Origin of the sequence: Actinoplanes rectilineatus, from assembly GCF_000962825.1 — a bacterium.
Lineage (GTDB): Bacteria > Actinomycetota > Actinomycetes > Mycobacteriales > Micromonosporaceae > Actinoplanes > Actinoplanes rectilineatus.
This window is the reverse complement of the sequence record NZ_JZKF01000026.1, coordinates 88,388-103,300: the sequence shown is the minus strand read 5'-3', so window position 1 is coordinate 103,300 and position 14,913 is coordinate 88,388. Positions and strand designations below refer to the sequence as shown.

General features: G+C 69.9%; 15 protein-coding genes. 10 read left to right on the top strand and 5 right to left on the bottom strand.

The features are described from left to right. The first annotated feature begins 4 nt into the window (after positions 1-4). The 3 genes from WH85_RS20965 to WH85_RS50605 all read left to right on the top strand — a co-directional run bounded on the left by WH85_RS20965 (position 5) and on the right by WH85_RS50605 (position 2,596). Positions 5-1,831 (top strand): S9 family peptidase, encoded by a 1,827-nt coding sequence (locus WH85_RS20965; protein ID WP_045743613.1) that lies wholly within the window; start codon positions 5-7, stop codon positions 1,829-1,831. Between the two features lie 49 nt (positions 1,832-1,880). Then, positions 1,881-2,348: a hypothetical protein gene (locus tag WH85_RS47175; protein ID WP_052720587.1), complete on the top strand. Its 468-nt coding sequence runs from the start codon at positions 1,881-1,883 to the stop codon at positions 2,346-2,348. A 62-nt stretch (positions 2,349-2,410) separates the two neighbouring features. After that, a complete protein-coding gene (locus WH85_RS50605; protein WP_157411124.1) occupies positions 2,411-2,596 on the top strand; it encodes a hypothetical protein in 186 nt (61 codons plus the stop codon). 300 nt (positions 2,597-2,896) lie between these two features. Here the strand turns inward: WH85_RS50605 and WH85_RS20955 are convergent, their stop codons facing one another. After that, entirely contained in the window at positions 2,897-5,641 is a 2,745-nt protein-coding gene (locus WH85_RS20955; protein ID WP_045743612.1) for a beta-L-arabinofuranosidase domain-containing protein, read from the bottom strand. Positions 5,642-5,896: 255 nt separating this feature from the next. On the opposite strand from WH85_RS20955, the gene WH85_RS20950 reads away from it, so the two are divergent. After that, the gene (locus WH85_RS20950) at positions 5,897-6,115 is read left to right on the top strand and encodes a hypothetical protein (RefSeq protein WP_045743611.1); all 219 of its coding nucleotides are present in this window, start codon (positions 5,897-5,899) and stop codon (positions 6,113-6,115) included. 28 nt (positions 6,116-6,143) lie between these two features. On the opposite strand, the gene WH85_RS20945 is transcribed toward WH85_RS20950, so the two are convergent. Then, the gene (locus WH85_RS20945; RefSeq protein WP_045743610.1) at positions 6,144-7,274 is read right to left on the bottom strand and encodes a Fic family protein; all 1,131 of its coding nucleotides are present in this window, start codon (positions 7,272-7,274) and stop codon (positions 6,144-6,146) included. Positions 7,275-7,406: 132 nt separating this feature from the next. Here WH85_RS20945 and WH85_RS52320 point away from each other — a divergent pair, with 132 nt between their 5' ends. Beyond that, on the top strand, positions 7,407-7,925 hold the full coding sequence (locus WH85_RS52320; RefSeq protein WP_083449138.1) for a hypothetical protein: 519 nt from the start codon (positions 7,407-7,409) through the stop codon (positions 7,923-7,925). A gap of 76 nt (positions 7,926-8,001) precedes the next feature. Here the strand turns inward: WH85_RS52320 and WH85_RS20940 are convergent, their stop codons facing one another. After that, the gene (locus tag WH85_RS20940) at positions 8,002-8,823 is read right to left on the bottom strand and encodes a YdcF family protein (RefSeq protein ID WP_063775528.1); all 822 of its coding nucleotides are present in this window, start codon (positions 8,821-8,823) and stop codon (positions 8,002-8,004) included. Positions 8,824-8,854: 31 nt separating this feature from the next. Further along, a complete protein-coding gene (locus tag WH85_RS53030; RefSeq protein ID WP_052720586.1) occupies positions 8,855-9,655 on the bottom strand; it encodes a hypothetical protein in 801 nt (266 codons plus the stop codon). Between the two features lie 263 nt (positions 9,656-9,918). On the opposite strand from WH85_RS53030, the gene WH85_RS20930 reads away from it, so the two are divergent. The 3 genes from WH85_RS20930 (at position 9,919) to WH85_RS20920 (ending at position 12,068) form a co-directional block, all read left to right on the top strand. Then, positions 9,919-10,614 (top strand): HEAT repeat domain-containing protein, encoded by a 696-nt coding sequence (locus WH85_RS20930; protein WP_157411123.1) that lies wholly within the window; start codon positions 9,919-9,921, stop codon positions 10,612-10,614. A 9-nt stretch (positions 10,615-10,623) separates the two neighbouring features. Continuing rightward, positions 10,624-11,562 (top strand): helix-turn-helix domain-containing protein, encoded by a 939-nt coding sequence (locus WH85_RS20925; protein ID WP_045743609.1) that lies wholly within the window; start codon positions 10,624-10,626, stop codon positions 11,560-11,562. Positions 11,563-11,636: 74 nt separating this feature from the next. Then, positions 11,637-12,068, top strand: a complete 432-nt coding sequence (locus WH85_RS20920) for an SgcJ/EcaC family oxidoreductase (protein WP_045743608.1) — start codon at positions 11,637-11,639, stop codon at positions 12,066-12,068. On the opposite strand, the gene WH85_RS20915 is transcribed toward WH85_RS20920, so the two are convergent. Continuing rightward, the gene (locus tag WH85_RS20915) at positions 12,025-12,912 is read right to left on the bottom strand and encodes a S1 family peptidase (protein WP_245674029.1); all 888 of its coding nucleotides are present in this window, start codon (positions 12,910-12,912) and stop codon (positions 12,025-12,027) included. The genes WH85_RS20920 and WH85_RS20915 overlap by 44 nt on opposite strands. A 152-nt stretch (positions 12,913-13,064) precedes the next feature. Here WH85_RS20915 and WH85_RS20910 point away from each other — a divergent pair, with 152 nt between their 5' ends. Both WH85_RS20910 and WH85_RS20905 read left to right on the top strand, forming a co-directional pair. Beyond that, a complete protein-coding gene (locus WH85_RS20910) occupies positions 13,065-13,724 on the top strand; it encodes a response regulator transcription factor (protein ID WP_045743607.1) in 660 nt (219 codons plus the stop codon). Next, complete coding sequence (locus WH85_RS20905) at positions 13,721-14,812, top strand: sensor histidine kinase (RefSeq protein WP_045743606.1); 1,092 nt, start codon at positions 13,721-13,723, stop codon at positions 14,810-14,812. Before WH85_RS20910 ends, WH85_RS20905 begins: the two co-directional genes overlap by 4 nt. Positions 14,813-14,913 lie beyond the last annotated feature (101 nt).

Here is a 14,913-nt window from a genome sequence, read left to right as displayed (position 1 = left end):
CAGCATGTTGATCAATGCCGATCTGGTGGTGGACGGCCGGACCCCGCAGAGCCCGGTCCTCGCGCCGGACGGGCGGTGGGTCTGCTACCTGCTGGACGGCGGGCTGTGGATCGTGGCGACGGACGGCGGCGAACCCCGTCGGGTCGCTGAAGGAACCCGGCCGCGTTGGTCGGCCGACTCGAACGCGGTGTTCTTCCTGACCGATGCGGCACAGCTGTTTCGGCTGACGATCGCTGACGACACGGTGACCGAGCTGACCGACGAATCACTGTGTGTGGTCGACCACCTGCCGCTCCTCGGGTCCGCGGCGATCGCCCTGATCGTCGCGGACCCGGCGGTGGCAGACCCGATCGTGGTCGGCGTGGACGAGCCGCGGAACCGACTGTGCCTGTTGACCCCGGACGGCGGGGTGCGCGACGTGGACCTCGGCGGACGGCACGTCGTGGAGGTGCGGCAGCGGCCGGACGGTGGCCCGTTGGCCGTTCTGACCTGGGAATCCCCGGACCTCGACCGTGGGCCGCGCAGCGTGCGGCTGCACCTGACCGGCCAGGGCGTGTCGTTCCCGGTCGCGGCGGACGCGCGGTCCCTGGCCTGGTGGCAGGACGCCGGCGGCTGGCACATCGGACTCGTCGCCCTCACCCCGCCCGGGCTCCAGGCCGGGACCGCGGTCTTCGACCTGACCCCTTCCGCGGGTACGCTGCGCAACCGCACCGAACGTCTGCCGATGTGTCCGACCGCCCTGTGCGAGACCGATAGTGATCCGCTGGTCGTCCTCGCGGACGGACTCGACGCGGCGGTCGGCCGGCTCACCCCGGACGGCCTCGAGGTGGTGGCGCGGCACCCGGGGCGCCTCGACGACCTGACCGTCTCGGCGGACGGTTCCCTGATCGCGGCCCTGACCGGTGGGCGGTACCGGTCCGCCGAGGTGCATGTGGGGCCGCCCGGCGGGCCACTGTCACCGATCACCGACACCCAGCCGGAACTCGCCGGAATCACGTTCGGCCGCCAGGAACCGCTCCACTATCGGGCGACCGACGGTCTCGACCTGGACGGACTGCTCGTGCTCCCGCCCGGCCGGGACGTGTCCGACGGGCCGTTCCCGCTGATCACGATCGCACACGGCGGGCCGTACGAACGCTACGCCGACCGGCTTCAGCTGTCCTGGGCGCCGAGCGGGCAGTGGCTTGCCGCCGCCGGGTACGCGGTGTTCCTGCCCAACCCGCGCGGCGGCCAGGGACACGGCCACGACTTCGCGGCGGCGGTCGCCGGCCGGGTCGGGAAGGAGGAGTGGACCGACATCCTGGCCGGCGTCGACCTACTGATCGACCGGGGCGTCGCCGACCCCGATCGGCTGGGCATCGCCGGCTGGAGCCACGGCGGATACCTGGCCGCGTGGGCGGTGAGCCAGACCGGCCGATTCCGGGCCGCACTGGTCGGCGCGGGCATCGTGGACTGGGGGATGCTCGCGGCGACCGGCGAGAACGGCCAGTTCGAGGCGGCCCTCGGCGGGAGCACCGGCTGGTCGGGCATCGGCCCGCACCCGCACGACGCGGTCAGCCCGATCTCGTACGCGAGCCGGATCCGGACGCCCGTGCTCATCGTGCACGGCGCCGAGGACACCAACGTGCCGCTGGGCCAGGCCGTGTACCTGCATCGGGCGTTGCGGCATCACGGCGTACCCCATGAGCTGGTCGTCTATCCGAGGGAGGGCCACCGCATCCGGGAGCGGGCACACCGGATCGATCTGCTGCACCGGACCCGGGACTGGTTCGATCGCCGGCTCAGCTCTAGTCAAGCGCCGAGCGGCGAACAGCCCGGTGACGGATCGTAGATCCACAATGTACGGTCGGTTGAAGATCGGTGATCTTCGAAGGAGCCGCATGAAACTCAAGGTTTTTGCCGCCGCCCTCACCGGAATCCTCGCCGCCCTCTGCCTCCAACCGCCCGCCTCCGCCGCCCCCGCCTGGGAGGAGGTGTTCGCCTCCGGCAACCACTCCGACAAGACCACCGGCGGAGTGTGCCAGTCGTCGGGCGGCCTCGAAGCCTTCGGCTGCTTCGAAAGCGACGGCGACTGGTTCGTCATCAAGGACGCCGCCGTGGACGGCTACTCCGCCGCCATCGTCTGGTGGAACTATTCGCAGAACGACCCGAACGAGCTGTACCGGCGCGGCGTGTGCGTCGAGAAGCGCGGCGAGGGCTACTTCGGCGGCTGCAACCAGAACTTCCACGAGGGCACCGTGGTGGAGATCCGCGTCTGCCGCTACTCGGCGGGCGCATCCGGTGCCGTGCCGGACAAGGTCTACAACTGCAACCTCGCCGTCGGCCTGCGAAAGATGACCACAGCCTGAGCCTGATATGCCCCGGATGGCGGCCGGGGCATACGCCCGTATCCCGCGTCCAAAGGTGTGTCGTGACAGCCCTGGTGGACAGCCTGTCGGCGAGATCCTGGCCGCCGACGCGGGCGATCGACCTGTGCCGGGACTTCATGGACGAGTGGATGGGCGGCCTCGACCCGGGTGACGGCCGGCCGGAACCCGGAGGTGCTGGCCGACCTGATGGACCGCAAACCCTCGACTGGGAGATCTTCGACCACTGAGCGGTTCAGTCCGTGCCGCGGTGAAGTCCAGCCGCCGGTTGAGTAGTCGGCGCGCCCCTGGGAGAACAGGAACCGGAGAGGCGGCCGGGCCCCTGACCAGTCGCAGCGCGGGGACACGCACGACACCCCGCGAACAGCTGAGTCCGAGACGTCACCGTGCCCGCACCCCTCGAGCTAGCACCCGGCGCTGCTTCACCACGGGCTGGACAACGCTGAACGCTAGCCGGACCGCGAAACAGCACCCGACGACAACGTCAGCGCGCTCAACTGGCCGCGATCCGGGTAAACGGCGCGGGCCCGTCAGGCGACCGCACGGACCGCGGTGACCTCCGCCTCCGTCAGTAGACCGGCGGCCTGCCAGTCGCGCGTCAAGCCGGTCACCGCGCGCTGGAACGTGCGGCGGCCGGCGAACGGCGCGCTCGACCACAACCGGTCCAGGAATGTGGTGCCGGTGGGGTCGGGACGGTTCGGGACACCCGAGTCGACGCCGAAGAAGACGATGCGGGGCTCGTCACGGCGGAAATAGGCGTGGTACGCGGCGGTGTCGCCGATGTGGAACGGACCGAACTCGACCTCACCGGCACGGAACGTCAGCGGTGCGGTTCCGGGCTTCACCACCTCGGCGAGATCGCCGGTCAGCGGCAGACTTCCGTACCACGACATCGGCAGGTAGGACGACTGTGCGGACTTGGCGATCAGGGCCAGCGGGCCGTAGAGCAGGGCCTGCAGCGACGGGTCGTCCAGGGCGCGTTCGATGCGGAGGCGGAACGGCAGGGTCAGCCCGACCCGGTCGCCGGAACGCCACTGTCGCCGGAGGCTGACGTAACCGGTGGCGTCCACGCGTACCCGCTGGACCTTGTCGTTGAGGGTGACCGAGAAGTCGTCGCGCGCCCACGACGGGATCCGCAGGCGCAGATCCAGGAGACCGTTTCCGGTCACTGTCAGGGTGGTCGCTCCCGGACTCGGCCAGCTGCCGGTCTGGGTGATCGTGAGGCCCCGGGCGGTCCAGCGCAGTGTCGACGGCAGGAACAGGTTGACGTAGAGGACGTCACCGCGGGCCGACCGGAAATAGATGGAATCCTGGTATTTGGTGTGGTTCTCCAGGCCGGTGCCGCCGCAGCAGGTGCCGATGTTGCCGTAGTCGCGGCGCACGCCCGGGCCGACCGGGACCATGTAGGTGACCAGCGGATCCTCGGTGCTGTCGGCGTCCCGGCGGGAGCCGAGGATCTGGTTGACCAGGGTCTTCTCGTAGTAGTCGAAGAACGCCGCGTCCGGTGCGTGCAGGAAGAGGTTCCGGGCGACCTTGAGCATGTTGTAGGCGGCGCACGATTCGGCGTTCGTCGTCGTGACGATGCTGGCGGCGATCGCGTCGCGCTTGCGGAACACCTCGCCCTGGCCGGTGCCGCCGTGCACATAGGTGCGGTGCGGCACGACCATGTCGAAAAAGTTCGCGGCGGCGGTCCGGTAGTCGGGGCCTTGACCGTTCTCGAACATCCGCAGGTAGCCGAGGAACTGCGGGATGTGCTGGTTGGCGTGCCTACCGTCGAGCGTGTCGGTTCCGGACACGCAGGCGGCGAGCAGGGCGGTGTTGTCGAAACAGCGGGCGGTGACCAGGAACCGGTCGTCGCCGGTCAGCGCGAAGAGGTCGGCCATCACCTCGTTCATGCCGCCGTACTCGCCCGCGATGTAGAGCGACCACATCCGGTCAAGTTGTTCGCGTGGCAGCACGCTCAGCCGGCTATGAACCCACAGCCCCATATTTTGTACGATTCTGAGCGCCGTCCCGTTGCCCGCCAGCGTGTACGCGTCCAGCAGCCCCCGCATGATCTTGTGGCAGGTGTAGTAGGGCGCCCAGATAGCCGGATACGTCACGTATTGTTCCAGCTGGATGAACTGCGTCTCCGGATAGGCGGCGAGGAACCCGGCGTGACTCGGGCCGGGCGCCCCACCCGCACCGGTGATCACCGCCGCGTCCCAGGACCGGCCGGACGAGTCGGCGACCGTGGTCCCCGCCGTCTCGTCGAACCGGTAGGACACCAGATTGCCGGTCGCGGTCGTCAGCTCATCGGCGGACAGCGCCCGATCGAACAGCTGAAAGTCGTCGAGCACACCCGTGAAGTAAGCGTCGCCGTATTGCGAACGGCCGATCCAGTTGTTCTTCGGCGCGCCGAGGTCGGCCGGGGACAACGTCATCCCCGGGTTGGTTCCGGCGACGGTGCCGTTCACGTACAGGCTGCCGGTACTGCCCTTCCGCGTGACCGCCAGGTGCACCCACTGATCAAGGGGCAGGGGCGCGGAGCCGGTGATCCGCTGCTCGCCCGCACTGCCGGTGGTGGTGATCGCGAACCGCGGCCCGCTGCCGGCGTCCGCGGTCAGGAACATGTTGACGCCCGTCCCGGTGCCGAAGTCGAACACCCGCGACCAGGTGCGGCGCTCGGTGATCCGCACCCGGACGGTGATGGTGAAATCGGTCAGGCCGTCGACCGTGCCGTCCGGCAGGCCGACGTACTGGCCGTCGCCGGTCAGCGTGAGACCACCACCGGTCCAGCTCGGCGCGGGCGGCGGCGTGCCGGGCAGGCCGACCCGGGCGTCCCAGGCGGTTTGGCATTCATCGAGGCCATGGACGATCTGGTCCAGCTTGTCCTTGAATGCGGTGTCGCCGGTGCCGGCCCACGCCTGCGCGAGCAGCGACAGGAAATGGCCGCTGTAATGGCCGCGCAGATTCCCGGTCGCGTCGTCCCAGCCGCCGGGCGGTTCCGCGCCGAACGTGTCCAGGCCGGCGGCGGCCCGGAAATTGCTGAGGATCCGGTCGGCGGGATAGGCCCGGGCGTAGGCGAGCATCCGGTTCCGTTTCGCGGTGAAGACACTGTCGCCGAGATCGACCTGGTCGAGGCCGAAGGGAACGGCCTGCCAGCTCGCGGGGACCGGCAGGCCGTTGACTCGCGGCCGGTCTTCTCTTTTCAGTGCGGGACCTGTGAGCGCTGCGCCAGCGACCGCTGCCGCCGACTGCATCAACTGACGCCGGGAGATCGGGAATGCGGCCATGCGGGACACGCACCTTCCGGCCGAAAGCGTTTTCGGAAACGTAAGCCCGCGGCGGATTTTCTGTCAAGACCTTCAATGTCTTAATGCTTCAGTTCTCCGGGGTTTGACGTCTTGGCGGAGGCAGGGATGACCGTGTCCCTCCGCGCCCCGACCGTCGCGCTGAACTGGTCAGGTTCGGAGAAGCGATGCGGGCCAGGTGATGCCTAACGTGATCGTCATCGGGTTCGCTGATCCTCGTCGACGTCGGAGGTTTCCATGAACAAGTCGATCCGGCAGTTCCACCGCTGGACGGCGGTCGCCTTCACGGCCACCGTCATCGCCACGATCGTCGCCCTCGCCCAGGAGGAACCGGTCCTGTGGGTCTCGTACCTGCCATTGCTGCCGCTGGCGGTGCTCTTCCTGACCGGCGCCTACCTGTGGGTCCTGCCCTACCGGAGCCGGCGACGCGGAAAGGCCGACCGGGCGGCCGCATAACCCCCGAAGAATCCACGAACCGAAACACTCAGGCGTACGGGTCCCGCCCCGGTCCCCGCACGGCGGCCGCGGCGGCCTCCGCGATCTCGGCGGCGACCCCACCCAGCACGTAGACCCGGCCGGTCGCATGCCCGTGCGGCGTCAACAGTCCGGCCCGAGTCAGCGCCTGAACGTCCCGGATCGCACGGTCCCGGCTGAGGTCCTCGTCCCGCTGGTAGGTGGTGCGCCGCAACTCGCCGATCGCCGCCGCGTACAGGGCGGAGACCGTACGCTCGGCCAGCCCACGATCCTCGGCGAGACGGGCCAGATCCGTCCACAGCCGCACGGTCCACTCGTACCGGCGTTGCACGCGCTGCGCCTGCCGGTGATGCGCGGTGAGCGCGAACGTGAGCCACGGCCGGGCATCCCGCTCCGGCTGGAAACTGCCGCCCTGGGTGACCCGCAACGCCTGGTAGTACTGCAAGGTGTTGATCTGCTCGCCCAGCCATTCCTCGATGGACGAGAATTCGGGCGCGGGCTCGCCGGTGCGCGCCAGAACCAGCGTGTGCAGCGCCCGCGCAGTCCGCCCGTTGCCGTCCCGCCAGGGGTGGATCGCGACGAGGTTGAGGTGCGCCATCGCGGCCCGCGCATAGGCCGGAGCGTCCCGATCTCCGTCACGGAGCCAGTCGACGAGTTCACCCATCAGGCCAGGCACACGGTCGGCGTCGGGTCCGGTGTACATCGGCTCGAGCGGATCGGAACTCGACACGAAAATGCCGCCGGGCCGGTAGCGGCCGGGCCACTTGGCCGGCTGATATCTCGTAATCATGAAGTGAATCGCGGAGAGCGCCGTCTCCGAATACTCGAAGAAATCCATGAGCGGCGCCTGCTGCACATAGGTCATCGCGTCCCGATACCCGACAACCGCCTGCTGCGTCTCATCACTGGCGGCCGCGGAAAGCGGCGCGTGTTCCACAAGTGCGCGGGCGTCTGAGTTGCTGATCGTGATGTTCTCGATGGTGTTCGAGCCCTGGATGGCCGCCGCGAACAGACTCCGTCGCAGTTGCCCTTCCCATCGCGGCTTGGACCGCAGATGCATACCCAGCTCGGCACGCATCGTCTTCAGTTCGTCCAGCACGCGAAGGTCCGCGGCACTCAACTCCGGCATCGCGTACAGCATGCGACCATGCTATCAGCGAGATAGCACCTCGGAGGTCGATGTTTACTGCCGCGGTTCCATAGGCACACCGGTGTGCCTTTTGTAAGGCCCCCGCGAACGGCCCATGATGGCTGCACTTCGTCAGGGGGAACCATGAACATCGGGTACTGGATCGTCGCCGGGCTGCTCGCGGCCTTCTTCGTCTACGGCGGCGGCGTCAAAGTCGTGCAGAGCCGGGAACGCGGAAGGTCAGCGATCCGTCGCTCGCCTACGGGCGCCGCATCAACGCGTTGGCCGGCTGTGTGGAGCGTTATGCGCCGCTCGGATACGTCACCACGTTCGCCTATCGTCGCCAGCGACTTCCACCACGACGAGCGGGCGCTTCTGCGGGCGTTGGACGCGCTCACCGCCAGCCGTGTCGTGTGCTTGGCGGAGGCCGAGGCGTGGGCGAAACTGCGCAAGGCCGCCAAGGCACGGGGCGAGCGGACACCCCGATCCGCCGAGGCCCGGCCGCGATGGTCGGTCTGGCACGGCGATCGGCGGCGGGCAGCACTGTTCACCCTCGGGGTGGTGCTTCGGCGTACCGAGAAAAAGCGTCCGGCTCGCGGCGGCCGCGCCCACAAGGAGGTTTCGCGGTGGCCGAGTCCTGTGTGGCGAACGACGGCCGTCTGAGCCGCACCGAGCAGGAACTCCTGCCGGAGCTGCGACGCCGTTTCGACAGGCTGCAGCGGGATTCCGGCCAGCCCGACTACGACTGGCCGAACTGGTGGCTGGCCGCCGACTCACTGCGGCTGCTGGACCTCGTCGCGGAATCCGCCCACTGCTGATCGGCGACCCGGGGCGCGGCCATCCCCGTTTCCGCCAACGTTGCGAATGCCCGGGTGACCTCGTCCGGAACGTCGACAGCGGCGATGAATCCACGACCGTCCGGCCCGTAGTCCCGGAAACGCGGAATCTCACCCATCAGCAGGGAGACGTACCGTTCCACCGGCCACATCCCCTCCGGCGGCTCCCGGAACCCGAACGCCCCGCCGACGAGCGCGACCGGCGTCCGGTGCGCCGCGAAGTTGACGATCCGCGCGTCCGGCGCGTACAGCCGGAAACCGGCATCCATCCGCCGTTGCATCGACGCGTCCTGAATGATCAGAATCCGCCGCCGCTGCTCCGGCCCGAGCATCGCCAGAACATTGCGGACGTTGCTGCCACAGTTCGTCGACTCATACTCCAACAGGTCGGCGCGCACCCCGTGCCGTTCCCGCAGGTAGCGGTCGAAGAGCGCAGCCTCCGTCTGATCCGCCACATCGTCCCAGCCCATGCACTGTCGCAGGGAGTCCCGCAGCGCGTCGGTGGAGTGCCCCTGCCCGCCGGAGATCACGAACCGGTCGGCTAGGTCGTCCTTGATCGCCGCGGCGAACAGGTCACCCCCGGCGAGGATGCTGCCGCCGTAGAGGACGGCGACGTCGACCCGCCCACCCGCCGCCTCATCGACCGCGTCCCGGTGCAGAGCGTCGACGTCCCGCAGCGCACAGAAGTCGACCAGGGTATTGAGCTGCGCCACGGCGTCGATCACAGCTCCGACCCTATCCCCGGCAGGCCGCCACCTACGGCAACATCCAGGCCGGCGGCGAACCGGCCGACTCGGGCAGACGCGGCAGCGGAAGCCAGGTTCCGTCAGGCCCGTCCGGAACGGCGGTGAGGACGCCGTCGTCACCCATCGCCCATCCGTCCGGCCACACACTGCCCATCTGCGATGGCGTGGATCCACGCGGCGCAACCTGGCGGGCACCGGCGAGGTAGGCGTTCTCATCGGAGAACGACGCCTCGGCGAAGATGGCACGGCGATGGAAGGTGACAAACCCGAAGCCAGCTGGTTCCTCGCTCACCGGTGCCCGTAGAAAGGCGCAGAGAAGGTTGACGATCATCTGCCGCTGGTCGGGGTTCTCCTGCGCGAGGCGTTCGAAAGCGTAGAGACCGGCAAGCCGCACGACGGTGTTGTCTGCGGCGAACTGTTCAGTCGCCCTGGTCAGGGTTTCGGTGAGCCGGCGGGCGGACGCGTCGGCTTCGGTGTGCCGCTGGGCCTGCACGGCGGCATCGAACTTCCGGTCCTCCTGGACGTGGGTGTGCTCAGCCATCCGCTGGCGGCGGAACTGCAGAATCAGTCCAGCGACAACACCGGCACCCGCGGCTGCCGTGGCCCCGAACGTGACCGCGTCGAAGTACCTCCCCACCTGCTCGTCGGCCGGGGCGGTCCCGGCGAGATGCCACAGGAACGCCGTGATGCCGCCGCCGGCCGCCACGAACGTCGCGGTGCTGGCCACGGTCAACCAGCCGGACAGGTACCACGGCCACCGCAGGCGATCCGGGACGCCCGTTTGCGGACCCGTGACCGGTTCAACAGACATGCCCGCATCATGCCCGAAGGCCACAACTGCGAAGGAGATCAATCCAGGGTGTGCGGCGTGGTGACATCCTGGTGTGCCACCCCGGTGGTTTCCTCATAGCCTGTCGATACGAGGGCCGTATCCGCGCCTCGATTGGGATGATCTTTCGCATGTGGGCCGAGCTCGATGAGATTCCCTGGCGGAAGATGCGGCATGAGTTCGGACGTGCCACCGACGTGCCGGGCTGGCTGCGAGCCAGTGCTAGCCCGGTCCTCGCAGAAGCCATGGAAGCCCAGTTCCAGTTTGACATCAACGTCTACTACATCGGTGGCGGGGTGAGCCCGGTCGCCGTCGCGGCGCTGCCTTACCTGGTGGACCTGGCGGCAGGGACCGCCGTCCACGGTCGTGACGACCTCATCGTGACGATCACCCGGATCCTTGGCGACGCCTGGGAAAGTCAGCAGTCGGTGGAGACCCTGGCCGGGCAGGTTCCGCGGTTGCTGGGACTGCTCGACGACCCCGACGTGCGGTTGCGGTGCCTGGCCGTCGAACTGGCCGGCGTCGGCGGACTGCCCCACGAGCAGGCCGAAGCCGCGCTGCTTCGGCGCTGGCAGGTCGAGACCGACCCGGCCGCCCGTCTCAACCTGATCCTGGTCTTCGGTGACCTCCTGGCGCGGCGTCCCGGTGACCTCCGCACCCTGCTCGACGGCCTGCTGGACAGCGAGGACCGTCAGGTCGTGCTGGCCGCTGTGCACGCGCTGGCCCGTACCGACCCGGACCTGCCGCACCGGCGGGTGCCGGAGCTGATCGCCGCCGTCCGTGACGCCGGGGTCGAAGTCTGGCAGCGCACCGGCCGGTTCGACGGGTCGCCGACTGCGATCGTCCACCACACCGGACAGCTGCTGCGCGACGGAAGCAGCGACCGGGAGGTGTTCGCCGCCGCCGTCCCTTTCGACGGTGACAGGCGTCGACCGGCATAGGTTGCAGCGATGCGAGTGAACAGTGCGGAGGCGTGGCTGCGGGCGGTCGGGGAGGCCGGTCTGCCGCCGCTGCGCAGCCGGCTTTCCGGCGGCGAGGACTTTCGGGCCAGCCTCATCGGGTACGCCTTCGGCGCGCTGCGGGTCAGCGAAGCGGTCACCCCGGCCGGGCTGTGCGTGCGGGACGAGACTCTGGTGCGGGAACGGGACCGGCGGTTCGTGCAGGTCGAGTGGGTTCGCCGGGGTGAGGTGCTGGTCGAGCAGCACGGCAACCGGGCCGAGCTGGGCCCGGCCGATCTGGTGCTCCTCGATCCGGCCCATCGTGTACGGATCACCAGCACCGCCAGCACGAACGTGACCATGATGGTGCCCCGGCACCTGTTGCGCCTGCCCGACGGCGAGCTGGCCGGGCTGTCCGCGGTCCGTCTCGGCGCGGACTCGGGTGCCCCGGTGTCGTCGCTGGCCGGGAGCCTTCTGCAAGCGGCGGGGCGGTACACGCCGGGGGAGCGGGCCCGGCTGGGTGCGGCACTGATCGAGGTGATCGCGGTGGCGCTGTCCGCGCGGCGCGGCCGTGGCAGCAGCGTTTCCCGAGGAATGCCGGCCGTGGGGGACCAGCGGGGCCGGATCGTGGCGTTCATCGAGGCGCGGCTGCCGGACCGGGCTCTGGCGCCGGCGTTGATCGCTGCCGCGCACCACATCTCCGTACGCCGGCTGCATCAGCTGTTCGAGGACGGCCCGGAGACGGTGGCCGCGCTGATCCGGCGGCGCCGGCTGGAACGCTGTCACGCCGACCTGGCCGACCCGGTCCAGGGTGGGCGGACGGTGGCCGCGATCGCCGCCGGGTGGGGGTTCCCCGATCCGGCGTCGTTCAGCCGGCAGTTCAAGGCGGCTTACGGACTGACCGCCGGTGAGCATCGAAGACTGCACTCGTCGCCAACGATCGTGCACTGACGATCAACGGATTGGTGGGGACGGTTCGGCAGGATTGGGGGGCTTTGCTGCGTACCCCCGGAAGGTTTTTGATGATGGAACAGACTGTCGAAGCGATGGCTGCCGTCCCGTCCCGCATGAACGAGGCCTGGAACCGAGGCGACGCCGCCGGATTCGCCGCCGACTTCGCCGAGGACGCCGAGTTCGTGGCGTTCGAGGGCACCGTGCTGCGGGGACGTGCCGCGATCGTCGCGTTCCACCAGCCGCTCTTCGACACCCTGCTGAAAGGCTCGCGGCTGGTGGACGGTGAGACGCCGTTCGCCCGGGTCGTGGCGCCCGGCTACGGCGTGGTGCACCACCGGGTCCGCGTCGTGATGCCCGGCGACGACCAGCCGCTGGCCAGCCGTGACTCGATGCAGCTGTTCGCCCTGGTGTGGCAGAACGGGCGCTGGGAGGTGGCCGCCTCCCAGAACTCCCGCCTCATCACCCTGCAGACCCAGGCGGCCCTGGACGAACTCGCCGCCTGACGATCAGCAGGAGCAGGACGGCCGTCACGACACCGCCGGTCGCGCCGGCGGCGGCGAGCATCCGGTACGAGCGCGGCGGCGCGGCCATCGTGTCGTCGATCCAGCCGGCCAGGTTGTCGGTGCGGGCGCTGAAGTCGGGCCCGGTATGCGGGCAGCCCGGTCCGGAACTGACCACCGCCACCAGGGTGGGGGTACCGTCCGGGTCCTCCCGGAAGTACGGCCCACCGGAGTCGTGCGGGCACGGGCTGGTCTCCGCCGCCGGTGACCGGCCGGTCGTCTCGATGAGGGTGTCGCCGAACGCGGCGACGGTGAACAGCCCGGTCTGCATCCGGGTGGCCGGTGTGGTGTTCCGGCCGTCGTAGGTGAGCCCGTACCCGGTCAGCCGGAGCACCTCGCCGGGCACCGGCGGGCGGGCGCCGATCCGCAGCGGCGTGATGCCGGTGACCGGCTCGGCCAGCCGGACCAGGGCGACGTCGGCGCTGTCGGCCTGGTGGACGTCGGTCACCTCGACCTCCCGGCCTTCGCCGCTGCTCAGGTCGGTGCGGCCGGCGACCACGGTGGTTCGGTCGGCCACGGTACGGCTGACCCGGCGCTCGCCGTCGCGGAAGCAGTGTCCGGCGGTGATCACCCACAGCGGCGCGATCAGGGCTCCGGAGCAGGAACTGTCCCGGGTACCGCCGCCGTCGGCGGGCAGGCCGGTCATCACCAGCCGTACCGCGAAACGGTAGGCGCCGTCCGGGGCGTTCTCGCCGTACGCGATCGCCGCCGCCGGTGACGGCGACCAGGGCACGATCACCGCGCAGGCCGCGAGGACCGCGACGGCACTTCTGATCAGCTTGTTCACGGCCACGATGGTGGTGACCGGGCCGTCGGCGTGCCGTCAGCGGCACTCTTATCCCCGGCTTACGTTCGGTCTGCGAGGCTGGCTGACGGGAACCGGACGGTCGTTCGGTCCTGCGGGGTTGGCGGGCGGAAACCGGACGGCGGGGGGCACGGGTGCGGGTGCTGGTGGCGGACGACGAGCGGGTGCTGGCCGACACGGTCGCCGTCGGGCTGCGCAAACTGTCGATGGCCGTCGACGTGGTCTACGACGGTGACAGCGCGCTGGAACGTCTCACCGTCAACCGGTACGACGTCGCCGTCCTCGACCGGGACATGCCCGGCCGCACCGGCGACGAGGTGTGCCGGCACCTGGTCGGCACCGGCGACGGGACGAAGGTGCTGCTGCTCACCGCCGCGGCCGGCATCCGGGACCGGGTCGAGGGGCTGGGCCTGGGCGCCGACGACTACCTGACCAAGCCGTTCGCGTTCGCCGAACTGGCCGCGCGGGTGCAGGCGCTGTCCCGGCGGTCCGGAGCCGCCCTACCACCGGTCCTCGAGCAGAACGGGATCGTGCTGGACAGCACCCGGTACACGGCGTTGCGGGACGGGCGGATGCTCGACCTGTCGTCGAAGGAGTTCGCCGTCCTGCACGTGCTGATGCGGGCCGAGGGCCGGGTGGTCAGCACCGAGGAACTGCTCGAGCAGGCGTGGGACGAGCACGCCGACCCGTTCACCAACACCGTGCGGATGACGGTGATGACCCTGCGCCGCAAACTGGGCGACCCGCCGGTGCTGCGGACCGTGCGCCGGGCCGGTTACCGGATCGGCTCGTGACCGGCCGTTCGCCGGCCCGGCGGATCCTGCTGCTCTGCGCGGCGGTCCTGGTGGTGGCCCAGTTCCTGCCGTGGGTGCTGACCCGGGCCTACCTTCTGGTCGACACATTCACCCCCACCCTGTGTACGCCGAGCACCGACCGGGCCCCGGACGCCGACACGTCGGTTACCTGCACGCTGCTGTTCCACTGGCCGAACCTGCCCGGCACGCTGTCGCACGGTGTGACCCTGCTGGCCGTGCTGGCCGCTACGGTGGCCGCCTGCCGGCCAGCGGTGCACTGGTGCCTGCGCCCGCTGCGGGACATGGCCGACGTGGTCGGCGGCGCCGGACCGCAGAACCTGGGATACCGGCTGCGGCCCGGGCCGGGCTCCAGCGAGCTGGCGGTGCTGGGCCGTGCGATCGACGACATGATGGACCGCATCGCCGTCGGTTACGAGGCGCAGCGCCGGTTCGCCGCCGACGCCTCCCACGAACTGCGCACCCCGCTGGCCGTCCAGCGGACGCTGATCGAGGTCAGCATGTCCGACGAACTCACCCAGGAACAGCTCGAACTGTTGACCGACCAGCTGTTGACCACCAACGAACGCAACGAACGCCTGGTCGAGGGGCTGCTGGTGCTCGCCGAGAGCGACCGGGGACTCGCGTCGCGTACCCCGCAAAGGCTGGACCGGATCGCCGAGGCCGTGGTCGGCGCGCATCACAAACGGGCGGCCGAGGCCGGCGTGACGGTCACCACCGACCTGCGGCCGCGGATCGTGCCCGGCGAACAGGTCCTGCTGGAACGACTGGTCACCAACCTGGTCCAGAACGCGATCAAGTACAACCGCCGGGACGGCACGATCGACGTGCGGGTCGGCGAGGACCCGGCGCTGGTCGTCACCAACACCGGTGACGACGTGCCACCCGAGGAGGTGCCGGCCCTGTTCGAGCCGTTCCGGCGCCGCACGGGTACGCGCATCGACCACAGCGGCGGCGCGGGGCTCGGCCTGGCGATCGCCCGCTCGATCGTCGCGGCCCACGGTGGTGTGATCGAGGCGTCCTCGACCGGAGCCGACGGCCTGCGCGTCACCGTCACCCTGCCCCACTGATCCGCTGCCGTGCCGGTGACCGCCCTCGTCGCGTGGACCTGCCTCGCCGTGGGAACCGCGGCTCAGGCCCTCTGGCAGACCCTGCACCACCTGGACCCACG